Annotated in this window: 15 protein-coding genes and 1 tRNA gene; 7 read left to right on the forward strand and 9 right to left on the reverse strand. The window is 42.2% G+C overall.

The window, feature by feature from the left end; all coding sequences use genetic code 11:
* Positions 1 to 4 precede the first annotated feature (4 nt).
* Together H6G75_RS14315 and H6G75_RS14320 are read left to right on the forward strand one after the other, a co-directional pair.
* Positions 5 to 796, forward strand: coding sequence for a TIGR01548 family HAD-type hydrolase (locus H6G75_RS14315; RefSeq protein ID WP_190980717.1), 792 nt, complete (start codon positions 5 to 7; stop codon positions 794 to 796).
* Between the two features lie 103 nt (positions 797 to 899).
* On the forward strand, positions 900 to 2,204 hold the full coding sequence (locus H6G75_RS14320) for a phthiocerol/phthiodiolone dimycocerosyl transferase family protein (RefSeq protein ID WP_190980718.1): 1,305 nt from the start codon (positions 900 to 902) through the stop codon (positions 2,202 to 2,204).
* Between the two features lie 10 nt (positions 2,205 to 2,214).
* Here H6G75_RS14320 and H6G75_RS14325 read toward each other — a convergent pair whose 3' ends face one another.
* The 3 genes from H6G75_RS14325 to ruvB all read right to left on the reverse strand — a co-directional run bounded on the left by H6G75_RS14325 (position 2,215) and on the right by ruvB (position 5,439).
* Positions 2,215 to 3,021: a tetratricopeptide repeat protein gene (locus H6G75_RS14325; protein WP_190980719.1), complete on the reverse strand. Its 807-nt coding sequence runs from the start codon at positions 3,019 to 3,021 to the stop codon at positions 2,215 to 2,217.
* Positions 3,022 to 3,410: 389 nt separating this feature from the next.
* Positions 3,411 to 4,253, reverse strand: a complete 843-nt coding sequence (locus H6G75_RS14330) for an Rpn family recombination-promoting nuclease/putative transposase (RefSeq protein ID WP_190980720.1) — start codon at positions 4,251 to 4,253, stop codon at positions 3,411 to 3,413.
* An 82-nt stretch (positions 4,254 to 4,335) separates the two neighbouring features.
* Positions 4,336 to 5,439 (reverse strand): Holliday junction branch migration DNA helicase RuvB, encoded by a 1,104-nt coding sequence (gene ruvB / locus H6G75_RS14335; protein WP_190980721.1) that lies wholly within the window; start codon positions 5,437 to 5,439, stop codon positions 4,336 to 4,338.
* Between the two features lie 157 nt (positions 5,440 to 5,596).
* Here ruvB and hisF point away from each other — a divergent pair, with 157 nt between their 5' ends.
* From hisF to H6G75_RS14350, 3 genes are all read left to right on the forward strand, one after another.
* A complete protein-coding gene (gene hisF, locus H6G75_RS14340) occupies positions 5,597 to 6,370 on the forward strand; it encodes an imidazole glycerol phosphate synthase subunit HisF (protein ID WP_190980722.1) in 774 nt (257 codons plus the stop codon).
* Positions 6,371 to 6,475: 105 nt separating this feature from the next.
* Positions 6,476 to 6,667, forward strand: a complete 192-nt coding sequence (locus H6G75_RS14345) for a hypothetical protein (protein ID WP_190966221.1) — start codon at positions 6,476 to 6,478, stop codon at positions 6,665 to 6,667.
* A 105-nt stretch (positions 6,668 to 6,772) separates the two neighbouring features.
* A tRNA-Ala gene (locus H6G75_RS14350) sits at positions 6,773 to 6,845 on the forward strand.
* A gap of 191 nt (positions 6,846 to 7,036) precedes the next feature.
* Here the strand turns inward: H6G75_RS14350 and H6G75_RS14355 are convergent.
* Positions 7,037 to 7,642 (reverse strand): DUF4360 domain-containing protein, encoded by a 606-nt coding sequence (locus tag H6G75_RS14355; protein ID WP_190980723.1) that lies wholly within the window; start codon positions 7,640 to 7,642, stop codon positions 7,037 to 7,039.
* Between the two features lie 745 nt (positions 7,643 to 8,387).
* Positions 8,388 to 10,064: a DUF1565 domain-containing protein gene (locus H6G75_RS14360; RefSeq protein ID WP_190980724.1), complete on the reverse strand. Its 1,677-nt coding sequence runs from the start codon at positions 10,062 to 10,064 to the stop codon at positions 8,388 to 8,390.
* Positions 10,065 to 11,339: 1,275 nt separating this feature from the next.
* On the opposite strand from H6G75_RS14360, the gene H6G75_RS14365 reads away from it, so the two are divergent.
* Positions 11,340 to 12,545: a histidine kinase gene (locus H6G75_RS14365; protein ID WP_190980725.1), complete on the forward strand. Its 1,206-nt coding sequence runs from the start codon at positions 11,340 to 11,342 to the stop codon at positions 12,543 to 12,545.
* 126 nt (positions 12,546 to 12,671) lie between these two features.
* Here the strand turns inward: H6G75_RS14365 and H6G75_RS14370 are convergent, their stop codons facing one another.
* On the reverse strand, positions 12,672 to 14,480 hold the full coding sequence (locus H6G75_RS14370; RefSeq protein WP_190980726.1) for a serine/threonine-protein kinase: 1,809 nt from the start codon (positions 14,478 to 14,480) through the stop codon (positions 12,672 to 12,674).
* An 863-nt stretch (positions 14,481 to 15,343) separates the two neighbouring features.
* Between H6G75_RS14370 and H6G75_RS14375 the strand changes: the two genes are divergently transcribed.
* The gene (locus tag H6G75_RS14375; protein ID WP_190980727.1) at positions 15,344 to 18,817 is read left to right on the forward strand and encodes a CHAT domain-containing tetratricopeptide repeat protein; all 3,474 of its coding nucleotides are present in this window, start codon (positions 15,344 to 15,346) and stop codon (positions 18,815 to 18,817) included.
* A 302-nt stretch (positions 18,818 to 19,119) separates the two neighbouring features.
* Here H6G75_RS14375 and H6G75_RS14380 read toward each other — a convergent pair whose 3' ends face one another.
* From H6G75_RS14380 to H6G75_RS33535, 3 genes are all read right to left on the reverse strand, one after another.
* Positions 19,120 to 19,668 (reverse strand): GIY-YIG nuclease family protein, encoded by a 549-nt coding sequence (locus tag H6G75_RS14380; protein ID WP_190980728.1) that lies wholly within the window; start codon positions 19,666 to 19,668, stop codon positions 19,120 to 19,122.
* A 225-nt stretch (positions 19,669 to 19,893) separates the two neighbouring features.
* Positions 19,894 to 23,955 (reverse strand): DNA-directed RNA polymerase subunit beta'', encoded by a 4,062-nt coding sequence (locus H6G75_RS33530; RefSeq protein WP_190980729.1) that lies wholly within the window; start codon positions 23,953 to 23,955, stop codon positions 19,894 to 19,896.
* 88 nt (positions 23,956 to 24,043) lie between these two features.
* Positions 24,044 to 25,921 carry a DNA-directed RNA polymerase subunit gamma gene (locus tag H6G75_RS33535; protein ID WP_190968152.1) on the reverse strand — a complete coding sequence of 626 codons (1,878 nt, stop codon included), beginning with the start codon at positions 25,919 to 25,921 and terminating at the stop codon, positions 24,044 to 24,046.
* Positions 25,922 to 25,934 lie beyond the last annotated feature (13 nt).

Below are 25,934 nucleotides of genomic sequence, written 5' to 3' on the forward strand. Positions count from 1 at the left end.
AACCATGACTGCACAAGCTTCAGCACAAGTAATTGTCATTTTTGATATTGATGGCGTTGTGCGCGATGTCGGCGGTTCTTATCGCCGCGCACTTGCCGATACTGTAGAGTATTTTACTAACGCTGCATATCGCCCCACACCGTTAGATATTGACCAACTCAAGTCTGAAGGGGTTTGGAATAACGATTGGGAAGCATCGCAAGAATTAATTTACCGTTATTTTGAGTCTCAAGGTCAGACAAGAGAACAATTAAAGCTAGACTACAACTCTATTGTTGCTTTTTTTCAAGCCCGTTATCGTGGCCCAGACCCGAATAATTTCACGGGATATATTTGTGATGAACCTTTATTGTTAAGCTCAGAATATTTACAGCAGTTGACTCAAGCTAACATTGCTTGGGGATTTTTTAGTGGTGCGACGCGCGGTTCTGCTAATTTCATTTTAGAAAAACGCTTGGGTTTGCGATCGCCAGTTTTGATTGCGATGGAAGATGCACCCGGTAAACCAGATCCGACAGGGTTGTTTACTACTGTTGAGAAGTTGGAAAATCCACAAAGCAACACCACCGTTATTTATGTTGGTGATACTGTGGCTGATATGTACACAGTCACGAAAGCACGAGAATTACAACCGCATCGCCCTTGGGTTGGTGTTGGGGTGTTACCGCCACACGTCCAAGAAACAGCAGCACGCGCTCAAACATACAGCGAAACGCTGCAAAAAGCTGGAGCCGCGATAGTTGTGAGTAATGTTGAAGAGTTAAATCCAGCCAAGATAGCAGAACTATTGGCGTGATGAAATACTAACTAGTTGGTATTGGGAATACTTAAGCTGAGAAAGCGATCGCTTTTTTGCTTTATGCTGCGTTTATTCCCAATAGTTCAAAATCTACTAATTTATGACAGTCAATCGTCAACTTTCTCCTATTGAGGAGGGTTTGGAAATAGTTAATCAGACTGGTGGTTCATTCAATGTAGTGACAATTAGTCGAATTATTGGGTGTTTAGATGAAGAAATTCTCAGACAAGCTCTTGATATTGTTCAGTTGCGTCATCCTCTGTTGAATGCTCGAATTGTTAATTCCCTAAATTCTCTGTGCTTTGAAACAGGAGCAATTCAAATTCCTCTGCGTATTATTAATAGCCTCACGAGTCAGTCTTGGCAAGAGGTTGTGATTGCAGAAATGAACGAAAAAATAGCGAGTGATGCAGGTTTAGCACGATGTGTATTAGTTAAATCACAGAGTGATAATAATATAAATTATTTAATTACAATCTTGCACCACGCTATCTCAGATGGTTTATCTAGCGTCCAACTGCACTCAGAGATATTAACTTATTGTCAAAAAATTATAGATGGGGAATTAATCAATTACGTTGAAAGTTTACCTGTATTACCACCGATTCCAGAACTGCTACCAAAATCAATGCAAGGATGGAGTGGTATCTTCAAAGGCATTTTCTCGTTATTGAATTTGCAATTTAAGCATTTGTGGTATCGACCAAAAGCTTTGAAGTTTGAGCAATGTGTACCGATAGAATTGCGTCGTTGTGGATTGGTTCATCGACAACTAGATCAGGAATTAACTGAAAAATTAGTGGATTTTTGCAGACAGGAAAAGACAACCGTACAAGGCGCATTGTGTTCAGCGTTGATGTTTGCAGCAGCTAATCAAATTTCTGGTTACGAAAGAAAGGATATTTGTTTAAGTTGTTGGTCTTATGTTAACTTGCGTCAAAGGTTGCGATCGCTGGTGAGCGAAAATAATCTGTGTGTGTTGATTTCTTCTATCACTTCATTTCATATTCTCAAAAGCAAAACAACCTTCTGGGATTTAGCGCGGGAAGTCAGACAAAATCTAATCGTAGGGTTGAATTCTGATAATCTCTTCAGCATTATTATGATGTACAAACAGGTGATCAAATTCTTACTGACACAACCTAATCATGCACCTGCAAGTGTGTCTGTAACTAATATTGGCAAGGTCAAAATTCCTAAATTTTACGGTCAATTTGAATTAGAGCAAATCAGCTTTTTGCCAGCACAGGGAGTTTTTGGTGGTGTTGTAAGTTTGGCTGTATCAACTTTTGACAGTAAAATGAATTTAAATTTTACATTTTCTCTGCCAGCAATTAGCCAAAATTCGATGGAAGAATTGGCAGACAATTTAGTTGTCTGCCTGAAAAATGCTTGTGAGTTTTAGACTTCCCTGATTATTCCAGTTTCAAGAACTTATCTAAAGCAGCCACCATACTAGGCGGCCAGCGACGGATATTTTTCACCCAGTTGATATCTTTGTAACGCTGATCCAAGCCATAAGCGGCTACCCAGTTGCTTTCGGCTTCACCTTTTTGTCCGTTTACCCAGTAAGCGGCGGTTAAAGCTGCACGCACATCAGCAAATTTGGGATATTTCCGGGCAATATTTCGCATTTCGCGGATTGCTGGCTCTATTTGACCAGTTTCATATAAAGCGATCGCATAGTTAGCACGGGCAAAGGCAAAATTTGGGGCAACTTCGGTAGATTTTTTATAATCTGCGATCGCATCGTCCCATTTTCCTAAACCTGCTTTGGCATTGCCGCGATTGTTATAGGCCATTGCATCGTTCGGATCTAATTCTAAGACGTGGTTGTAATCTGCGATCGCCTGATCCCATTTTCCCAAACCTTCTAAAGCTGTACCCCGATTTAAATAGGGATCTGTCACATTCGGAGCCAATTCTACAGCTTTGTTGTAGTCTGCTAATGCCTCTTGCAGCTTATTTTGGCTCACCCGCGAATTTCCGCGATTACTCCACGCACCCGCATTGGTGGGAAATTTCTCAATAATCTTTGTCCAGTATTTTTCAGCCGTGGCAAAGTCACCCTTATTTGTCGCTGCAAATGCTTGATTTGCCCACTCATCCCCTTGTTGTATTTCTTCTGGTGTGAAGTTGGGTTGTTGGGATTGTGCCATGACTGGTTGACCCCAGCCAAACACAAGTAACAGACAAAGAACAAAACTAATTAACTTAATCATCTGGGTTTACCTGTGTCTATCTGCGGTGGAGATTCCACAATTTATCATGGCGAAAACTGTCTCAGACAGCAAGTTAGTAAAACAAGGCAAAAGTAAAAGGTCAAAAGGCAAAAGAAAGAATAGTTATACCACGAGCTTTTTAGCAATTACAGATGGTCACTGAGTTTCGGCTTCGCGGTAATCGAGCGAAGCGATGCACTGAGCTTGTCGAAGTGTCGAGATTCAACTACCGCGTAGTCGAAGTGTGGTCTTTTTATTTACATCGACTTGTAAGCATAAAAACAAAAAATTAAGGGTGTACACAAGGGTTTGATGTATCCAACACCCTTACACCCTCACACCCCTAAACCCAATTTCTACAGACAATCTTAGTGCGTCAGTCCTTTAGTTTATTTTCCCACCGCTTCTAACCAAACCTGCACATCCGCGAGGCTGCCAAAGTCTAACAGTGCTTCGCTCAAATCTTCCAGAACAGGTAAAGGTAAACCAGAAATTGACAAACGCATTTCCTCTGATAACTCGCCAAATCGCTTAGTTAAAATTCGGATAATTAAGCTCACAGCTTCTTCTGTTCGTCCTTCTTCCTTAATTTCACGGTAAACTCTTGTTTCTTGGAGCGTTATTCCTAACATCGACTCTACCTCGGCTCTACTTAAGATTTCAAATTTGTACACCATGATCGTCGTAATCATCTCTATTATGGCGCGGCTCGCCTTTTGGGATGTTTCTTGACTGGCTCTGGTTAATAAATACCTAGCTTCTGCTGGTGCTTGTTCTGGCTCTACGGTGGTTAGTACCATCAATGCTACCCATAAAGGTAATTGACGAATATCGCCTAACTCGTCTAAATACACCCGATGGACTTGTTCTCCATTTAGCAGGGTGCGATGAGGATAAATATCACTCTGTTCGATACTGCGTGATGGATAAATAATTACAGCCTGCCAATCACGGAATCTGAGACGATTGCGGTAGAAATATAACGATGATTCCGCAAATACTCTTTCATAAAGCTGTTCATCTCTTTGGAATTGTACCTCGCAGAAATACACAACCCCAACACCTTCATTGTCTGGCGGGAGAAATACGCCATCAATTTCAAATTTCGGTTCTTTAACAGCTACCGAATCAAATCGATAAGATTTCGCATTGTTTGGGACATTTGTCAATAGTTCAAATAATAAACTAGGGGATTGTTGAAATAGTTTGTAAAAAATCGAATCTCGGCGCATGAAGCATTCTATCTGTTTGTTTTAGTCTGCGATCGCATCATCCCACATCCCCTGAAGTATGCTGCGATCGCACTCTCTCCTTTCACAAAAGAGACAACTGCTCATTCGGTGGCGTAAAATTCATGTGCTTATATGCAGCTTTAGTCGCAATCCGACCCCGTGGTGTACGGCTCAAATAACCAATCTGCATCAGATAAGGTTCGTAAACTTCTTCAATGGTTTGCGGATCTTCACCTGTGGCGGCAGCGATAGTTTCTAAACCCACCGGGCCGCCATTAAACTGCTCAATAATCACACTGAGCATTTTCCTATCTGTCCAATCTAAACCGCAGGGGTCAACTTGAAATAGTTCTAGTGCTTCTGCGGCAACACTTTCGGTAACTTCTGCCAGTTTTTTTACTTCCGCAAAATCACGTACTCGTTTGAGTAATCTATTCGCAATACGCGGTGTACCTCGTGAACGACGGGCAATTTCTGTTGCGCCATCGGGTGTAACGTTGGTTTGTAGTAGCTGAGAACTGCGGAGAACGATTTGGCTTAGTTCTTCTACTTCATAAAAGCGTAACTTCTGCACCAAGCCAAAGCGATCGCGTAATGGTGAAGTTAAAGCACCGACGCGGGTTGTTGCTCCTACTAAGGTAAATTTCGCCAAAGGCAAACTTCTAATCCGGGCGCTGGTACCCTTGCCAATGGTAATATCTAAGCGATAATCCTCCATAGCAGGATAGAGAATTTCCTCGGTCATCCGCGAAAGACGGTGAATTTCGTCGATGAAGATGATATCTCCGGGTTTTAGGTTAACCAATAACCCAACAATATCTCTAGGACGTTCTAACGCTGGCGCACTCGTAATCTTATAGTTGACACCCATTTCTGATGCTAAAATCATTGCCATTGTCGTTTTACCCAAACCTGGTGGGCCGTATAACAACAAGTGATCCAGCACTTCCCCCCTTGATTTTGCGGCTTTGATGGCAATTTCTAGCACATCCTTTAAGTCTTTCTGCCCAATATAATCGGCAAATCGCTGCGGTCTGATACTCTCTTCTTGCTTACCTTGCTCGTCAAACGCCGCTTCGGGTTGCAAAATTTTGTCTTGGTCAGATGATGCTTTGACTGATTCTTGTTGCTCCTTGGGTTTTTTATTGGGTTCTGGAGGCTGTTTTTTTGAGGAGATTATCGCCATAATTCAGCTATTAATTTTGACTTGAGGAATGATTGAGTGCCATCAATATCGCAATCCTGGAGAATAAACCTCAGATGCGAAAATTTTGGTTTGGGAATACACGTACCAATTTAAAATTTAAATTCCGGGCAATGAAGGAAGGAGTTGAGAATTTATTATGTTGTCTAAAAGAATCTTACCTTGCTTGGATGTGAAGGCGGGACGGGTTGTAAAAGGAGTTAACTTTGTTGATCTCAAAGATGCCGGTGATCCTGTGGAGTTGGCGAAGGTTTACAACGATGCTGGGGCAGATGAGTTAGTGTTTCTGGATATTACAGCGACTCATGAAGACCGAGATATAATTCTGGATGTTGTTTACCGGACTGCTGAACAGGTCTTTATTCCACTCACTGTAGGCGGTGGCATTCAAACCTTAGAAAATGTTAAAGCTTTGTTACGAGCTGGAGCAGACAAGGTTAGTATTAACTCTGCGGCAGTACGTGACCCAGACTTGATCAATCGGGCAAGCGATCGCTTTGGTAATCAGTGCATAGTTGTTGCCATTGATGCCAGACGCAGAGTAGACCCCCAAAATCCCGGCTGGGATGTGTATGTGCGTGGCGGTAGGGAAAACACGGGTTTAGATGCCCTCAAATGGGCTGTTGAAGTTGAACAACGTGGTGCAGGAGAACTGTTAGTTACAAGTATGGACGCAGATGGAACTCAAGCCGGCTACGACTTAGAGTTAACCAAAGCGATCGCTCAATTAGTACAAATTCCAGTCATTGCCTCCGGTGGAGCAGGCAATTGTGAACATATCTATCAAGCTGTAACAGAAGGTAAAGCCGAAGCTGCATTGTTAGCTTCGTTACTGCACTATGGGCAATTAAGCGTTTCAGAAATTAAACATTATTTGCGCGATCGCTCCATATCAGTACGTTTGTACTCTTAACGCCAAAGATAACATTAAAATCCCGCTGCCTGCCACCGAAATTAACTACACTTCTGAAAATCGATGTTAATATTGATTTATAAGTATTAATAAATATTAAGAAATATGTTGATTCCTATTTTATTATTTGATGTAGCACTGGTGGCATGGTCATTGCATTTAATGGAAAAAGCCTATGAAAACAAAGAATTCTCCCTGATGCTGGCTGGTACATTAGTAGCTCTAGCTGCGGCGGCAATGTTAGTTGTGTACTTTCTGATGGGTCACTGTATGACCTATTTATTAAAAGTCTCGTAAAAATTACGAAATAGTTAGATTAGATTTTTACAACTATTTAATCTAGATAATTAATGAGACTTGACAAAAGGTAAATTTATCAGGCAAAATCAATAATGGCTTTGCGGGGTTATAGCTCAGTTGGTAGAGCGCTGCAATGGCATTGCAGAGGTCAGCGGTTCGAACCCGCTTAGCTCCATGTGTACATTAATTCTATTAATTTCTTGTGAAATGAGGGTGATTTAAAGGCTATGGCACTTATACAGTAAGCTCTTTAACCTCTTATTTGCCCTGGGAATCTTTGATATTGCTTGAGAAGTTTGAATTGCAAATAGAGCAGGGAAACAATGCGATCGCACTGTTACCCTGCTCTATGTTTTCAAACATCCTCTAACGACACTGACGATATTTGATGTGATATACCAATCCGCGGTGAGCTAGGTCGAAGGAGTCAACAGTCGCCATACCTGCTCCATTAGCAGTCATAGCTGCATTGACACGCATATTTACACTATCGCCACAGCGTGACCAAACGTCAGCAACAGTCACTAGCTGATCTCGAACGCTGTAGTCAGTTTCGCCACGAAATGTCCGAGAAAAAACAGGGCCACGCTGACCAGCAAAAAAGTATTCGGCTCTAAGTCTCCCAGTAGTACTAGGAGCTACATAGCCACGATAATCAGCATCGTAGAGAGAAATTTGGAATCCTTGAGGCACTTTAATTGGAATGCTCAAATTACAACTTTTACGCCTTTCTGATGATTTATTTCCTAAAGCAATAAACTGATCGAAGAGAATACTTAACTCTTGACCATCAGGACTTACGTTTACACTAGCAGAACCTTCAGGACAACCATTACCACCATATTCTGCACCTAGAATCTCAACTTTGTCAGCCGCAAAAGCAGGGCCAACAGAAGCTGTAATTAATACTGCACCTGCTAAAAAAGCTTTCACACAGTTGATAGATGTTTTCCTGATATTTTGATTATTCATAACTCACCTAAATTGAGTATTAAATGTTTTCTAGATCCAATTAAGCAATTGCATATTTCTGAAAAGTGTTCTAATAAAATCTATAGTTTTTGTATTGTTTTTTCAGAAATATACGGATGCCAAATTTATGGCAAATTCTCAAAAAATGCCACCTAAAATTGCTAAAAGTATTTACAAAAATACTTTTGCAAGTATTCACAAACTACTATTTATGAGCGGCGTGAATGCCTGTATTGCTTGAATTGCAATACTTATTAGACATTATCTTCACATCTAAAAGCAGTAATTAAAGACTATGAGTTTTACTCTAGTCTCATATCTGCTCTCTCCGCAGAAGACTGTCAATTTAATTTCAGAGTTCCATTTATATGTGGTGATACCAACAACCTAATATTTTTGAATTGGTATCATATTTGGCTTGTCTACATCGACTATATTTTTTTCCTATGAGTTCCCAACAATTTTCATCGCCAGATGACAATTTTCATTACTTAATAATTTGGGATATACTCTACTTATAGAAACAAATGATACGACGTAATTTAGTTTACAAGTTAGACGCTGTGTGTTGTATAATTAACTTAATTAAAATAATACTTTAGAAACAATTACTGATAATAATTGAGTAGCAAAAATTGCATTTTTGCTTGTCCGATTGGTCTTTATTAGTTATAGAATTTACACAATAAAAGGATGTAAGGGTGTACTTATCCAAAACCCTTACACCCAGTTTCAACAAAGAATCTTACTGAGCTGTCACTAAATAAGGTGAGGTTATTGGTTGAGCGCGTCCAGCATTAACGAGGGCTTGGTAGACAAAAGCTGCTACTTCGGCTCTGGTTGCTTGCCGATTAGGATCAAGCTGTTTTACGGTAGGATAGTTAATTACTAATTGGCGGACAGTGGCTGCTGCAACTGGGCCAGTTGCATAATTAGGAATTTGCGCCGCATCATTGTAGAAATTCAGCACGTTTTGATTATTGGCGGTTAAGCCTAAACCATTGGCTAAGGCTACTAGTGCTTGTACTCTGGGAATTTGTTGCTGTGGTTTAAATGTACCATCAGGGTAGCCTGAAACAAATTGGCTTTGATAAGCGGATCTAATTGCAGCGAAAGCCCAGAAATTACTGGGAACATCTTGAAAAGTGATGGCGCTACGTTTAGCGGTAGGATTTAAAGCTTTAGTAATAATTGTGGCAAACTGGGCGCGAGTTACAGGGTCATTTGGTTTAAATGTGCCATCTGGGAACCCAGCAATAATATTTTGTGCGGCTAAAGCTTCAATGTAGCTTTTTGCCCAAAAATTGCTCGGTACATCTTTAAAAGCGACAGCACCGCCTGCTGGTGGTTCGACTGTAGCTGCTACAAAGTCTACTTGACCAAAGATTTTTTTCTGATCAACATCATTACCAACAGCCACAATGGTGTTAGTTTTTGTGGCGTTGTTTACGTCATAACGAGTATTACCACGAATCAAATTACCACCAGGGTTTTCGTTGGTACCTAAGTCTGGTTGAGCCGTGGTAATGGCAACTACACCATCTCGCTTATTATTTTGAATGACATTCTTACGGAGTACAGGTTTAGCGGAGTCGGAAATAAATAGACCGTCTTGGTTTTGAATGATTTGGTTTCCTTCTACTAAAGTTGTGGAAGTTCCACCGATCGCCAAACCAAAACCTGTATCCTGAAATAAGTTATTTCTGACTACGCCCTGAGCTGCTCTGGCAATAGAAACGCCATTACCTTTGTTCTGCACAAAGATATTGCCTTCTATTTTGGGATTTCCTGTACCAGTGACAAACACACCTTCTCTACCATTAGCGGTAAAAGTGCTGTTTTGAATAGTGGGGCTAGTAGATTCTACCCAAATACCTGTACCGCGTTGAGTCGGGTTAGTAACAGTGACACCTGCAATGGTGCTACTGTTGTCAGCTAAGATGGTAATTTCTTGTCTAGCAAATGTGCGGCTGGTGTAATAACCTGCACCAGTAATAATTACTCCTTGACCTTTGGTGGCTTCGTCACCTTGTAACGTCACCCCTGATTTAATTAACAGTGGAAAGGTTTCTCCAGTTTCTTGGTTATAATTTCCTGGCGCAAGTCGAATAATTGTCCCTGGTTGAGCTTGAGTGAGTGCAAAGCTGATAGTTTTGTAAGGTGCTGTTTCTGTTGCACCTGCACTTGCATTGTCTTGACCTGTTGCTGGGTTGACATAAATGACCTTCGCTGTTGCTGGTGCTTGCGCTATCACACTTGACAAAACACCGCCATTTGCTGTCCCCACTAATAATGTAGAACCAGTTGCAGCTAATAATAAGGCTGTCAGTCCAGCTTTTAAGGATAAATTCAATTTCAGGTTTCTTCCAGAAATCAAGTGAATATTTTTTATGGAAGAAAAATGAAAACCTTGATATTTCATTTTTGTGTCTGTAATGTGCTGAATTATAGTTGGCTAAGAAGGGTCAGATGTGACAGCTAGATAACTGTCCATCCCAAGCAAAACTATAACGGATGACTAGCAAATAATCTCCTATGTTTCGCAATCAGACACGTAAATAAACAATTTACAGATTTTAATGTTATCCCATATTCGCCAAAGAAAGTTCGTTCTCTTCGCGGCACAGTGCTAAACTAAGAAATACATCCCGGCTTGGGATCAATGAAAAACAAGAATGTTCAGTCAGGTAGGCATTTCTTCCAGTTCTATCAATAAAAGAGCAAAAAGAAGTACCTTGGCACTACTATCAACAAACTCCTCGCATTTGTGCAAGTAAAAACAACTACCTGTGGGAGTGCGATCGCATAGGGCTATGCTGGTTTTAGCATTTCAGAGAATAACTTGGTAGTAGAAGCAAAGCAAATGCTGTTGTTACAAGTTATGTTGTTTTCTGGTGCTGACTCACTAAATCAAAAGTTTCCAACTCTACATCACTGTTGCAGTTGTGTGGAAAAGAGCAACTTTATATAAGGGTTAAGAACAGCATAAAAATCGCATTGACATTCACAGCAACAATTAGTAGTTTGCCAAAACACTCTCCATTAGGACTTTTGAGAGTGCAATTAGCTTAGTGTTCAGGAATTTTGCCTAAATCCTTACTAAAAGTTGACAAAAAGCAGTAAATTGGTTTCTGTAGCTTAGTAAATTGCTTAAGTGTAAGAGGAAGCTGTTCTGAAAAATTCGGCTTGAGTGCTGCTAGTTAAGCAAAACCTCTAGAGGTTAGCCGAGAGATTTCATTATTCCCAGACAAATAGCTAGTTACTGAGATATGGATTAGTTCATGGAGCGCCGACTGAGTGCAACCCGCCAAATCAATCTATTGCCACATCAGCTAACTTGTTGTGTATAAAAGTTTTCACCAATTAACTCTGATGCTACATTGTGGTAATACTTATATACGCACTTATACTTATACAAAATTGCAAAATGCTTGTGACAGATAGATTGGTGAATAGCTTACCCACCAAACTCTTCTTCCATCCAAAATCCAAAATGGTATAACAAGTAAGTTGTGTATTGAGCAGCAAGTTAGTTAAAAAGAAAGCAAAAATTGAAAAAAGGCGTATCTGACATCAAAAACTTAGGGCGGGTAGGAGTATGAAAAATCTAAAATAGATATTAAATTGAGAAAAACAACGACCATCGACAACCGTTAGTCCATTTTATCTTCTGCAAAGCGTCGCCAGGTTGTTACCAGTGCTGAAACACGATTACATGCAAGTTTCCCAGGATCAGCCTCATTATTTTGAGGCTCCTCTACAGTTATTGCTGTTTGTCGATGGCAGACCCCAGTCCCGACAACAGGTACAGCGGATACGCTCTTACTTAAAAGAGTTGCAGGCAGAGTATCACTTTGAAGTGCAAATTATTGATGTCGGTCAACAACCGTATCTAGCAGAACATTTTAAGTTAGTAGCTACGCCAGCGTTGATTAAAATTCATCCAGAACCCAGACAAGTGCTGGCTGGAAGTAATATTATTGCTCAATTAAAAAACTGGTGGCCGCGTTGGCAAACTGCTGTAGACGCTTATTTAAAATTGCAAGAAGATTTTCAAGAACGTATAGATGAAAATAGTCGGGTGTCACAACCCAAATCGACAATTAATTCTGTTGCTGTTTCCGCAGAACTGATTAGGCTTTCTGATGAAATCTTTCATTTGAAACAAGAAAAGGAAAAACTTCAAGAGCAATTACAGTTCAAAGACCGAGTAATAGCAATGTTGGCTCATGACCTGCGGAATCCTTTAACGGCGGCAGCGATCGCAATTGAAACACTGCAATCTAATTACAATATAGAATCAGGTGCATTTCAACGCTTAAAGCCAGCAATGGCTGCCCATTTGTTAAAACAAGCTCGGACTCAAACCAAGCTAATTGACCGCTTAATTGCTGATTTGTTGCAGGTAGGCAGAGGCAGTGATAAAGAGTTTCCGATTATACCGCAGAAAATTGAACTTGGACAATTGTGTTTAGAAGTATTAGAGGAATTGCGCGATCGCTACACCGCCAAATCCCAAACCTTAGAAACAGACATTCCCTCAGATTTGCCTTGTGTCTATGCAGATCCAGAACGCATTCGCCAAGTCATTGTAAACCTATTAGATAACGCAATTAAATATACACCTGTAAGCGGTAAAATTACTGTTGCTGGCTTGCACCGCACCACCCAAAAAGTACAGTTTAGTGTGGGTGATACTGGCCCAGGTATCCCCGCCGAAAGTCGTGAATTAATTTTTGAGAACCACTTCCGCCTGCAAAGAGATGAAGGTACAGATGGATATGGTATTGGTTTATGTTTGTGCCAGCGAATTATTCGGGCGCACTATGGTCAAATTTGGGTAGATTCCACTCCCCACGGTGGGGCATGGTTCCACTTCACATTGCCAGTTTATCCGTTTTAGGGCTGAGTGTTGAGTGGTATTAGACAAGGTAGAAGGAGTAGACAAAGTAGAGGGGGTAGACAAGGTAGAAAGATTGCTTCCTTGTCTCCCTTGTCCGCCTTGTCTCCCTCGTCCCTTTCCCGAATTTTACGAACATTGTTTAGCATCCCTTGGGTTGCTGATGGGATGTAAGTCGGCTTCCCAGATGCTGATATAAATAAAATCACAATTCTGGCGGACAACTTGTCCTTTCACAGAGCCTAAATTAAAACTGAAATCATCTTTTTGACGCTGCTGGAGTTGTGTGAGTTTTTGCTGAATCTCTGGAGTGACTCGACCGTTGAGCATTCCACTTAAAGTATTTTGCATCACCTCTGGGTCTACTGATTGAGCAAATGCGGCTTCAGTTTGCACCAATCTTCCCGAATTACGGTCGAATAAATAGCCCAAGTCGATTTGATTTGGGACTACTTTGTAAGTGACAGCGCGAGTATCACCCCACAAACCTCTGGAATCCCTTTTTGCCCTTCCGAGAGTTGCTTCTACGGTGCTTCTGTCTGTACCTGTGGGAAATGCGGGAACGCTTTGACGACTGGTTGTACTAACTCTGTTTCGGTTATTTCGTTTTGGTTTTTCTGGTTCTACCGCAGGTGCTTCTGGTGTGGAATTAACTGTAGGTTGAGAATCAGTTGTGGTTGGGGAATTATCTGGTTCTGAATTTACAGGCTGCTTATCGGTGATGACTGGAGATTCTGGAGATTCATTTGGAGAATTGGAGTCTGTTGTACCGTTGTTGGCCGATAAAGTATCTGAATTAATTGGCTGCTGTGGGGGCGTGATAGGTGTCGGAGAAGATGGTAGTGATGGTGACTCGTTGGGTTCTAAAGATGAAATTGGAGATGATGGTGGCTCGGAATTGTTGGCGATGGGGGCTTCTGACTGTTGAGGACGGGTTAAGCGAGCTAGTCCTATCCCAGCCATTAAACCAAAGGTAATTAAGCCACCAAATATCCAAATTGGTTTTTGGGAATTGCGGGGTGGAATTTTTGGCGGAGGAGAAACAGCTTGGGTTTGCTGAGTTGATGCAGGTTCGGTTGGACGAACATTGATAGTAGGGGATGGAGGCAGATTAGCTGTAGAGTTTAAAGCATAAAGCATTTTACTAGCAGTACTGTAGCGATCGCTTGCTTGGGGTTTAATTGCTTGATTCAGCACCATTGCTAGTTGGGGTGACACTGGCGGCGCGTAATTTTGCCAGAGAATTTCCCCAGTTTGTTGATGTGTGGGTAATTCTGAAGGCTGTTTTCCAGTCAAGAGATAAATTGCGGTTAAGCCTAAACTATAAATATCTGTAGCGTAAACAGGCCGCCCAATTGCTTGTTCACTCGGCATATATCCTGGTGTACCAATCACCATTGATTGTGTCGGATATCCGGGTTTAACTGCTACTGTGCGGATGGTTTCTTTAACGGCACCAAAATCAATCAAAACTGGCTTGCTATCAACAGAGCGCAGAATAATATTATCTGGTTTGATATCACGGTGAATAATGCCCTTACTATGCACATAATCCAATATCGATAGCAGACTCAAGAGAATTTCTCTGACTATGATTTCACTTTGGCATCCTTTCGTTTCGACAATATGAGTTAAGGTTTGACCGTGAATCCATTCTTGTACCAGATAAAACAGTCCATTTTCCGAAAAATAAGCATGGAGTCGAGGAATTTGGTCACTACTTTCGCCGAGATACTCTAAAGTAGCGGCTTCCCTTTCAAAACGTTGCTGAATCAAGGCGTAGGTTTGAGGATCATTCGCAATCGGTTTTAATTGCTTAATCACACAGCGACGGCGAGAAGGCATGTGGGTATCTTCTGCCAAAAAGGTTTCCCCAAATCCACCAGCACCGAGTACCTGGATAACTTGATAGCGATTATTCAGCAGAATAGATGTCATGAACAGTTCAATATGTCCGCCATATTTAACTGTACATCACGATGCCAAAGCCGATAATGTTCCCTTGTGAGATTGTGTATTATATGGCGTTCTCTAAGACGTGTCATCATTAGGTAAACTGAGGGTTGAATTGTGGAAGGTGAGATATTTTTTTAACTGGAATTCCCTAAGCGATCGCCCTAATTCTTATCGCGTTAGTATAGCCGCGAGCGAATTCTCTGAGTTGGGTTAAATGTTTCAAAACTCTAACTATCCGCGCCTCCGCGTCTCTGCGTAAGAGAGAAAACTTTGATTAAAAACACAAATCATCAGCTATAAATTACCTAAAAACGCAGACATCGAAATTCTGGTTAAGCAGTTTAACTATCTGTATTAGTAGTTCTTAGTGCTTGTAAAGTTGGCTTAAGCAAAAAATTAAAGGTGAAGAATTAATTTGCTTGACAATAGGCTTCATTTATGCACTTAAGCCTAGAGTCTTAGTAAGTTTGTGAAGTGTAAATGATGAAGCGACAGCAGAATTAATGCAGAAATTTTATACCAAAATCTTAAAACAAAAATTCACTCTTGCGGCAGCCTGGGAGAAGCTCAATTGACATTGTGGCAAGAAGATTATTCTACATCTTATTATGGGGCAGCTTTTATTTTACAAGGTGAGTGGAAGTAATACATAATACAAAGATTTTTGGGAAATAGGTGATAGTATATTCCAGTTTTTGAATTCAAAGCAATTATTCCCTACTTAGAATTACGAGAAATAGTAATGTCATCTATCTATAGTCGGGTTTTTTTATTAAAAATTCTCAGCTTACCAATGCCTAAAAGTATAGTGAAGCAGACACAAATTCTTGTGAACAAATGCTGTTATGACTAAGAGAATCAAACGTCACCAGAAACCAAGAAGATTTTTAGTAGCGTTTACCAGCCACCTTTCCCTTCTCTTAGTCAGCATCACAATGTTTGCTGAACCAGGTGTAGCTGCTAGAGATTATGCCCTCAAAATTACCCAACAAGCACAAATAGATTCGTCAGAGATATACTCTTCTAACGCCGAACAAATATTTAAAGAAGGAGAAGAGTTACTCAAACTAGGAACAGCACAATCTTTCCGGCAAGCGATCGCTAAATTTGAAACTGCTTTAAAACTCTGGCAACAAACTGCAAACATCAAACAACAATCCACCACACTCAACGAGCTTGGGTTTATTTACAATGCTTTAGGTGATAAAGAGCAAGCTTTAATATTTTTTAACCAATCTTTATCTCTTCGAGAGCAATTAAAAGATGTAGCTGGTCAAGCAGTAACTCTCAATAACATCGGTGGAGTCTATGATGCTTTGGGAGAAAAACAAAAAGCATTAAATTACTACAACCAGTCTCTAAGTCTATCACAAGAACTAGGAGATCAACTTTGGCAAGCCATAACTCTCAATAACATTGGTAGTGTCTACAACGCCTTGGGAGAGAAACAGCAAGCACTCAAATACTATAATCAGTCCCTACCCATCTCACGCAAAATGGGCGATAAAGCTCAAGAAGCAATCACTCTCAACAATATCGGCGGTGTTTACGATGCTTTGGGAGAAAAACAGCAAGCTTTGACATACTACAGCAAATCTCTACCTTTATCACAACAAGTCGGAGATAAAGCCGGACAAGCAGCCACTCTTAACAACATTGGTGGAATCTACGATGCGTTAGGAGATAAACAGCAGGCATTAATTTACTATAACCAATCTATGTCGTTAAGACGGCAAGTCGGAGATTCCACCGGCGAGGCCATCACTCTCAACAATATCGCTGGGATCTACGATGCGTTAGGGGATAAACAGCAAGCACTCAACTATTACAACCAGTCCTTAAACTTATCCAGAAAAGTCGGAGATAAAACTGGACAAGCCGTTACTCTCAATAATATTGGCCGTGTCTATGATTCTCTAGCGGACAAACAGCAGGCACTCAAATACTACAATCAATCTTTGCCTTTAAGACGAAAAGTCGGAGATAGAACAGGCGAAGCTACTACTCTCAACAACATTGGTGGAGTCTACGATGGGTTAGGAGACAAACAGCAAGCTCTAGAATTTTATAACCAATCCCTAGCTCTTTCACGAGAAGTAGGGGATAAAGCTGGAGAAGCTACAACTCTCAATAACCTTGGTGGTATTTACTCTGCCTTGGGCGATAAACAGCAAGCTTTAAAATACTACAACCAATCTCTACCCTTGAGGCGGCAAATAGGAGATAAAACAGGCGAAGCTGTTACCCTCAATAACATCGGCCGTGTCTATGACTTATTGGGAGACAAACAGCAAGCACTTAAATACTACAATCAGTCTATGCCCTTGAGGCGGCAAGTCAGAGATAGAACAGGCGAAGCTGTTACCCTCAACAACATCGGCCGTGTTTATGACTCATTAGGCGAAAAACAAGAGGCACTCAAATACTACAACCAATCTTTATTTTTATCACGGCAAGTCAGCGACAAAGCCGGGGAAGCAACAACCTTGAATAACATTGGTGGTATCTACACTGTTCTTGGAAATACACAGCAAGCCTTGGCATACTACAACCAGTCACTGCCTCTCAGACAGCAAATGAAAGATAAAGCTGGGGAAGCCATCACCCTCTACAATATTGCTTATTTAGAACGTAATAGGGGCAACCTCAAAGAATCGCTAGTTCAAGTTGAAGCAGCTATCAAAATTATCGAAAACCTACGGACTAAAATTACCAACGAACAACTACGTACATCTTATTTCGCCTCCCAACAAACTATTTACGAGTTTGCCAATGACTTATTAATGCAGTTGCACAAAAAATATCCCCGCCAAGGCTATGATGCTTTAGCATTACAAAGTAGTGAAAAATATCGTTCTCGCAGTTTGTTGGAACTACTCATAGAAGCTAACGCGGATATTCGCCAAGGTGTCGAACCTAAATTACTAGAAGCAGAACAAAACTTGCAACAACGGCTGAATGCAACAGAGAAACTGCGTTTAGAACTCTATAACAGTGGTCAATACACCCCAGAACAAGCCCAAGCCCTGGAAAACGAATTAACATCGCTTCTCAAAGAATATCAAGAAGTCCAAGCCAAAATCAGATTTACTAGTCCCAAATATGCTGCCCTTACTCAACCCCAACCTCTTTCTCTCAAAGAAATTCAACAGCAAGTACTAGATGACGAAACGCTGTTATTAGAATACGCTTTGGGTGAAGAACGCAGCTATTTATGGGCAGTTAGCAAAACCAGTATTAGTAGTTATGAGTTACCTAAACGTGCTGATATTGAAAAGGTCGTTAAACAATTTAACTATTTATTGAAAATACGTTATTACAGTCTGACAGCCAACATCAAAATAGATGCAAGTTCTGGTTTAGGCACTTTTAGTAGTTACGAAGTACTCGCAAAACTCAATCAAATGCTGTTAGAACCAGTCGCCGAAAAAATCAAAAACAAGCGGCTGGTAATTGTCGGTGATGGTGCTTTACAATATCTGCCATTTTCTGCCTTAGCGCAACCCGGAACATCAGGTAAAAACTTTAAACCTCTGCTAGAAAGCAACGAAATTCTTTATATACCATCAGCTTCTACTCTAGCCGTCATCAGGCGCGAACACAAAGAACGCAAAACACCCCCCAAAACCTTAGCTGTGATTGCAGATGCTGTATTTAGCTATGATGACGATCGCCTGAATAAAATTATCCATCAACCCATACCCAAGCAAAACATTCCTCTGATCAATCCCAATTTCTCTTTTGAGCGTTTACTTTTCACTCGTCAAGAAGCCGAGGGAATTTTAGCTTTAGTCCCAAAATCTCTAACTCTGCAAGCATTAGACTTTGCTGCTAACCGGGCTTTTGTCACTAGTTCTCAACTTAGTGAATACCGGATCATTCATTTTGCTACCCACGGTATTTTAGATACCAAAAATCCGGCTTTATCTGGTGTAGTGCTGTCACTATTTGACGAAAAAGGAATGTTGCAAAATGGCTTTTTGCGTCTGCAAGATATTTTTAATCTCAAACTACCAGCCGAATTAATTGTCCTCAGTGCTTGCGAGACTGGCTTGAGTCAACAAATCAAAGGCGAAGGATTAGTAGGATTAGCCAGAGGATTTATGTATGCTGGTAGTCCGCGTGTGTTAGTCAGTTTATGGAATGTTGATGATGAAGCGACATCCCAATTAATGAAGACATTTTATACCAAAATTCTCAAACAGGGATTAACTCCAGCAGCGGCACTGCGAGAAGCAAGGTTAGAACTGTGGCGAGATGAAAACTATTCTGCACCTTATTACTGGGCTGGTTTTACCTTACAAGGAGAATGGAAATAATCACGTTAGGACTTACGCAAAATCATGAAAAAACGAACCGCAAAGGGCGCAAAGGACACGAAGTTAAGAGGATTTGAGAGGATTTTTGCATAAGTCCTAATAACGTCTCTATAGCAGTCCTAAATCATTTGTAAAATTTCTATATCTTTTTCTTCTTTCTTACCTTTGCGTCCTTGGCGTTCTTGGTGAAGCAGTCCGGTCTTGGGGGTTTCCCCCATGAGGAACTGCTGAACCCGGAGGGCGGTTCGTTTCCATATCTATGTTTATTCACGACTCATTTAGGATTGCTATACAACTTGGTATTAAGACTTCAAATCAAGTAATCCTTCTTCCTTCAATTTAGGATTAAAACGCAGTTGTAATTGCAAACCACGAGATTCTAAAACTTTGAAAATTTCCGCTTCTACCCTTCGCGCCACATTTTTGACAACTTTGATTTGTGCCAACTCATCATTAGCAGGATTGTCATAACTCGCTTGTTCTTCTGCTGTCATTAAATTTTTGACGTTAATGGGTTGTGTCCATTTCTCTTTATTGTCACCATTGCCCGCAGGTATTGTGCCATTTTCAGCAATCCAAGCATTTTCAATATTTTCTAAAACTGTCCGACTAGGACGTTCAATAGTTTGCACCTTCACCCAATAACATTGTTCTGGTTGACGCACTAAATGTTGTTGCAAACTCAAATAAACATCACGAGAATACCCGACAAATTGTAGCAATTGATCATGATTAAAAATTGCATACACACCGATTTTTCCTTGAAATATTTCCGGGAGTTTTCCCTCAGCATCAATGCAAGGAAAATATTCTAAATTTGCTAAAGACGGATTATTTATTTCGTTATTCATATATAAAATATTGTTAATTTAAATTGTCTACAAAAAATTCATCGGCGTTTATCGGCGGTTAATTATTTTCTTTTGTAATTCATGACCATGAAAATTACTATATAACAGTCGAAGCATAGTTTAAGACTATGTTTGTGGATAAAACATAATTTTCTCAAAATCGTCAAAAGAAAAAGGCAAAAGAAACTTTTCTCTTGCCTTTTCTACTAATTATTCACTGAGGATTTACATATCGAAATCATCATCTTCGTCAACTTCCTCATATTCATCCTCTTCGTCATCAGGTATGAGGTCGTGGACTTCATGAACTCCGTCGATAATCAAATCATCTTCATCCAAAATTGATCCTGTGCGTCGGCTACCATAAGTACCTTCAGTCAGGGAAGGCGCATCTAAATTGTAGGCGCGGGCGGTGCGATCGTCTAACACCATATCCAGAGGATCATCAACTTCATCCAAGACACTGGTAGTATCCAAAGTTGAGTAATCATCGATCGCACCAGGTTCGTCATAAGTATTGTACCCAGTACCCGCCGGAATCAAGCGTCCGATAATTACGTTCTCTTTCAGACCCCGCAGCCAGTCAGATTTACCTTCAATTGCTGCTTCCGTCAAAACTCTGGTTGTTTCTTGGAAGGACGCAGCCGAGATAAAGCTGTCTGTATTCAAAGATGCTTTGGTGATCCCTAACAACACTGGTGTGTATTGCGCTCTTGCACCACCAGTAATGGCCATTGCTTCGTTAACTTGTTCAACTTGGCGCAGTTCCACCAACTCACCAGGAAGCATGGTAGTATCACCACCATCATCAATCCGCACTTTGTTGGTCATCTGGCGGACAATTACTTCAATGTGTTTGTCGGCAATATCAATCCCTTGGGACTGATAAACTAACTGCACTTCGTTCACCAAGAAGGTTTGCACTTTCTGTAGCGCATGGCTGGCGCAGGCGTAGACTCCATCCTCAGAACCCAAGCTGAAGAAGATTTCCAGAATTTCGTGGGGGTTGGAGGGGCCATCTGTGATTGGTTGTCCGGCGGCGACATGAGAACCGTCGGGAACAATCAGGTTTTGTCCAGGGCCAAGGGGATAGTCACTGACTACACCATTAGACTCGACAATCTTCACAGCGATCGCTTCATCGCCATCACCATAAACCACCTTGACTTCTCCACCACGGCGTACCAAAATACATGCTTCTTTTGGTTTCCGCGCTTCTAGAAGTTCTTCAATCCGTGGCAAACCTTGAATGATGTCTCCGGTTTTGGCGCGTTCAAAGACCAACAGCACTAAGTTATCGCCGCGCTGTACCAAATCGCCATCTTCTATTTGCAACACCGCGCCAGGACTGACTCGGTAAGGACGGCCAGCACGAATTGTCACCCGATAATTCTGGGTACTGAGGGCTGATTCATCACCAGCAGCTGCGGGAGGCGCACTCTTCACCTCTACAACTTCCCCAGATTCTTCGGCAAATACACCGGGGGCGATTTCTGCACCTTCTACCAGCAAATTGCCGACTTTCACCTTGGGTTGTGCAGCCGTTGTCACGGTGTTCATATCGCTGTGGCGCAATACTAAGCAACGGCGTACCGCTTCTGTGCCTTTTTGGACACCGCGCACAATCCCACCTTCTTTACACAAGATTTGGGTACGTGCAACTACAGCCCCAGGGGCAATTGTGTCGCCATCTTTGACTTCCAAACTAGTTTGGGTACTACCTTGGGTAGCATCTGCTACAATGTCACGGCGAATTACTAATGATTCCAAAATCACTAGCTGCAAGCGTTGGATTTCTGAATCTTCTGCGTCAGGAATCAATTCAATATCGGCAGCTAACGGCGAAGCATTGTGGTCTTGTTCGCCTTCTTGCTCAATTTCCAAAACTAACTGAGTCCGCAGCAGTTCCACACCTTCCACCGATTTGACCCGCTCAGAATCTTTGTAAGGTAGGCGCTGTACGGCACGTAATTGAATTGAACGTCCGGTTTGCTGACTTACAGATGTAGTTGAAGGTACATCTGGGGTATTAGGTACAGCAAATTCCACTACAGGACGGCTTAACAATGCTGGGCCTTCGGGAGATTCTACATACTGGATGTAGCGCAACTCGGTAAAGGTTTGTCCCAACAGTTCTTCTCCTGGTTGGACAAAGGTATTATCTCGGCCAATCACCGCTTCTGGATCATCCACCATCAGCAGTTCGCCGGGTTTAACCACTACTTCCCGCAAAATGTCGTTTTTCTGGGTGACTTCGACGACACCACTGTTTTGACAGAAGATATCTTTGACGACCTCAGAACCAGCTTCGACAAACTGACCATCTTCTACCAACAGCAGCGAGATATCTTTGTTAACTTCGTGGGTTTCTTCGGGAATCCACAGGATGGTACCGCCTTGTACCACTTCATAACCTTGTTTGGCTTTGCCTTTCTTCTGGACTTCTAACCCAGCGAATTTCAAAAAGCCACCAGTGGTTGTGCGATAGCGGTCATCAATTAATTCTGCAACCACTTGACCATTCTGCACTTTTGTGCCTGGGGTGGCTCGGAGGTTAAATTCCTGGTTGTTCCCAGTGGTAATTAAGTAGTTGTTGCGTCCTTGAGAACTGTTAACTGTAACGGCGGCTTGGTCTAGAACCACCGAAGCGGTAATGATTTCAATTTCTCTGGTACTCTTGCCGGGGGTAGCTTCGGGTAAACGCACTACACCACCATGCTGGCTGGTGAGTTTGGTTTCCGCTAACACACCGTTGCTATCGATGCGATCGCCATTATTCACGACCAATTCTGCACCAGGGGGTAAGTTATAAACTTCCCCAGATAAAATCCAAATCAAACCACCTCTAGCGGCTGTGGTTGTGGTGTTACCTTGACGGTCGGTTTTTTGTTCTGCGACCACATCGGCAAATTTCACTTCCCCAGCCAAATCCGAGGCCACATCTTTCACCGCTTTTTCAGTGTTGGTGCGAGTTGTCCGTCCCCCAATGGCGACTTCTGCCAATAACTGACCTTGTTTTACCTGTTGACCATCAGTGATGTATAGTGTGGAACCTTGGGTAACTTGAATTTCTTGGTTAACGGGAGTTTCGCCACCTTCTTTTTTAGGTTCTAAAATTAAGATGCCGTTAGCTTCCACATACAAAGCATCTTCACCGTGGCGGGTACGGTAGGGTCTTGTCCGCAACTTGCGAGGAATCTTGACTGTCCCAGCCATTTTGGAGCGTACTTGTTGAGCAACTTCCCCAGTGAATACCCCACCTGTGTGGAATGTCCGCATGGTCAGCTGCGTGCCGGGTTCACCGATACTTTGCGCCGCAATGATGCCCACAGCTTCGCCCAAGTCTACCATCTTGGCATGTGCCAAACTCCAGCCGTAGCAATGTTGACATACAGAACGGGCGGCTTCGCAGGTAAGAGGCGATCGCACTACCACTTGTGTTACCCCAGCTTTTTGAATGTCTTTCGCCAAGTCATCAGAAACTGGAGTATTGCGGGGTGCGATAATTTCGCCCGTAGTAGGGTGAACTACATCTTCCCCAATTACCCGTCCCATCAAGCGAGTCGCCAGAGGAATCAAGGTTTTGCTACCTTCAGTCATGGCTTTGATCGGAATACCTCTGGTAGTACCGCAATCAAATTCCCGAATAATCACATCTTGAGATACGTCCACAAGACGGCGAGTCAAATACCCAGAGTCAGCCGTCCGCAGCGCCGTATCTACCAAGCCTTTCCGCGCACCGTAAGAAGAAATAATATATTCTGTAACAGTTAAACCTTCCCGGAAGTTAGTTTTAATTGGTAAGTCAATAATTTCCCCTTGGGGATCTGCCATCAACCCCCGCATCCCTACCAACTGACGGACTTGGGAAATATTACCCCGCGCTCCCGAAAACGCCATCATGTACACAGAGTTGAGGGGATTGGTTTTCTTGAAGTGAACCACTACCTCATCTTTGAGAGCTTCACTCGTACCGTTCCAAGTGTCAATTACTTTTTGGAAACGTTCTACTTCTGTGATTTCGCCCCGTTGATAACGAGCTTCTGTCGCCCGAATTTCTTCTTCGGCGGCTTCCAAAAGACTGCGCTTGCTTGGTGGTACCATCAAATCATCCACACTGATGGAAACCCCAGCCCTAGTAGCGTAGCGGAACCCTAAATCTTTGAGTTTGTCCGCCATCACTGCGGTTCGCGCCGTACCGTAGTTGGTAAACGCCCAAGAAATCAAATTTCTCAGTTGACCTTTATCAACTACGCGATTGCGAAAAACTTTTTTTTCGTTAGTCATTAGTCATTCGTCCTTAGTCAATAGAAGTCAAAAGGCAAAAGTAAAAAGGTAAAATTACTTTTTTCTTTTGCTTTTTGCCTTTTTACTTTTAACTTACTAGTGCTTCCTGAATTGCCTTGTTGTAAATAACGCGGCCAGGTGTTGTGCGTATGTACTGAGAAATCAAATTTCCTTGGGAGTCTTCTCGAACTCGGCGGAACTTATACAGTAATGTCCGGGTACCGTCATCGTTATTGGTTACTTCCAAGGGTTCTGTATCAGGTTGATCTGATTCAACCTCACCATCAAACCGCACGTAGATATAGGCGTGTAAGTCTACTTGCTGTTGCTCAAAGGCCATAATCACATCCTCAAGCGAAGCAAAGTATTTACCAGCACCTTTTGTCGCGTGGGGATTTTCTGCGGTCAGGTAGTAAGCACCTAGTACCATATCTTGGCTAGGTGTAATGATCGGTTTACCTGTAGCTGGCGACAGAATATTATTAGAAGCCAACATCAACAACCTTGCTTCCGCCTGACTTTCTAAAGACAGTGGTACGTGTACCGCCATTTGGTCGCCGTCAAAGTCAGCGTTAAACGCCGGACAAACCAAAGGATGTAATTGAATGGCTCGCCCTTCCACCAAAATTGGTTCAAAAGCTTGAATCCCCAGACGGTGTAGTGTGGGTGCGCGGTTGAGCATCACAGGGTGTCCTTCGATCACCTCTTCCAACACATCCCAAACACTTGGATCAGAACGAGAAATCAGCTTTTTCGCTGCTTTAATGTTATTCACCATCCCGCTACGAATTAAGCGGTTAATCACAAACGGTTGAAATAACTCGATCGCCATTTCTCTGGGTAAGCCGCACTGGTGAATATTCAGTTTCGGCCCCACCACAATTACCGAACGTCCAGAGTAGTCGACCCGTTTACCTAACAAGTTTTGCCGGAAACGTCCTTGCTTACCCTCAATAATGTCAGACAAAGATTTTAGTGGTCGGTTATTAGCACCAACTACCGTCCGACCCCGACGACCGTTATCAATCAGTGCGTCTACTGCTTCTTGCAGCATCCGCTTTTCGTTCCGCACAATAATTTCTGGTGCCAAAATCTCTTGTAGGCGTGCCAGACGGTTGTTGCGGTTGATTACACGTCTGTATAAATCATTCAAGTCGCTGGTTGCAAACCGTCCACCATCAAGTTGCACCATTGGGCGCAAGTCCGGCGGAATCACGGGGATGACGGTCATCACCATCCACTCTGGTTTAGAACCAGTCGCAATGAAGTTATCAATTACCCGCAACCGTTTAATTAATTTGGCGCGTTTTTGACCTTTGGCTGTGCTAATCTCTTCCCGCAGGCTTTCTGCTTCTTGTTCTAAATTAATATCAGCTAACAAGCGCAGCAGTGCTTCTGCACCAATGCCCACCTCTACCCCTTGTAAGGTAGAATCTTCGCTGTAAATTTGGTCTTCAATTTCCAACCACTGGTCTTCGCTCAGTAGTTGCTTATAAGTTAAAGTTTCGGCATTACCCGGGCTGAGAACAACATAAGAGTTGAAATACACTATTTGTTCTACATCCCGCAAAGGCATATCCAACAGGATGGCAATATAACTGGGGATGCCTTTGAGATACCAAACGTGAGCTACAGGCGCAGCCAGTTTGATATACCCCATCCGGTGGCGGCGCACTCTAGACTCGGTGACTTCTACCCCACAACGTTCACAAACAATGCCTCTGTGGCGGACTCTCTTGTACTTACCACAGTGACATTCCCAATCTTTTGCGGGGCCAAAGATGCGCTCACAAAATAAGCCATCCATCTCTGGCTTTAAAGTCCGGTAGTTAATCGTTTCTGGTTTGGTGACTTCACCTACTAATTGACCATTGGGTAGGGTGCGTTCGCCCCATTGCCGAATGCGTTCTGGTGATGCCAAACCGATTTTTACGTAGTCAAACTGATTAGTTTGGGCTGCTCTCATACTTAAGTGTTGA

This window comes from Nostoc sp. FACHB-280 (assembly GCF_014697615.1).
In the GTDB taxonomy this organism is placed as follows: Bacteria; Cyanobacteriota; Cyanobacteriia; order Cyanobacteriales; family Nostocaceae; genus Nostoc_B.

Bases quoted from the DNA above. Each gene is read 5' to 3' on its own strand.
- H6G75_RS33530 (WP_190980729.1), bottom strand. From the start codon at position 23,955: ATGACTAACGAAAAAAAAGTTTTTCGCAATCGCGTAGTTGATAAAGGT.
- H6G75_RS14330 (WP_190980720.1), bottom strand. From the start codon at position 4,253: ATGCGCCGAGATTCGATTTTTTACAAACTATTTCAACAATCCCCTAGT.
- H6G75_RS14360 (WP_190980724.1), bottom strand. From the start codon at position 10,064: ATGAAATATCAAGGTTTTCATTTTTCTTCCATAAAAAATATTCACTTG.
- H6G75_RS14355 (WP_190980723.1), bottom strand. From the start codon at position 7,642: ATGAATAATCAAAATATCAGGAAAACATCTATCAACTGTGTGAAAGCT.
- hisF (WP_190980722.1), top strand. From the start codon at position 5,597: ATGTTGTCTAAAAGAATCTTACCTTGCTTGGATGTGAAGGCGGGACGG.
- H6G75_RS14325 (WP_190980719.1), bottom strand. From the start codon at position 3,021: ATGATTAAGTTAATTAGTTTTGTTCTTTGTCTGTTACTTGTGTTTGGC.
- H6G75_RS14345 (WP_190966221.1), top strand. From the start codon at position 6,476: ATGTTGATTCCTATTTTATTATTTGATGTAGCACTGGTGGCATGGTCA.
- ruvB (WP_190980721.1), bottom strand. From the start codon at position 5,439: ATGGCGATAATCTCCTCAAAAAAACAGCCTCCAGAACCCAATAAAAAA.
- H6G75_RS14320 (WP_190980718.1), top strand. From the start codon at position 900: ATGACAGTCAATCGTCAACTTTCTCCTATTGAGGAGGGTTTGGAAATA.
- H6G75_RS14380 (WP_190980728.1), bottom strand. From the start codon at position 19,668: ATGAATAACGAAATAAATAATCCGTCTTTAGCAAATTTAGAATATTTT.
- H6G75_RS14315 (WP_190980717.1), top strand. From the start codon at position 5: ATGACTGCACAAGCTTCAGCACAAGTAATTGTCATTTTTGATATTGAT.
- H6G75_RS14370 (WP_190980726.1), bottom strand. From the start codon at position 14,480: ATGACATCTATTCTGCTGAATAATCGCTATCAAGTTATCCAGGTACTC.
- H6G75_RS33535 (WP_190968152.1), bottom strand. From the start codon at position 25,921: ATGAGAGCAGCCCAAACTAATCAGTTTGACTACGTAAAAATCGGTTTG.
- H6G75_RS14375 (WP_190980727.1), top strand. From the start codon at position 15,344: ATGACTAAGAGAATCAAACGTCACCAGAAACCAAGAAGATTTTTAGTA.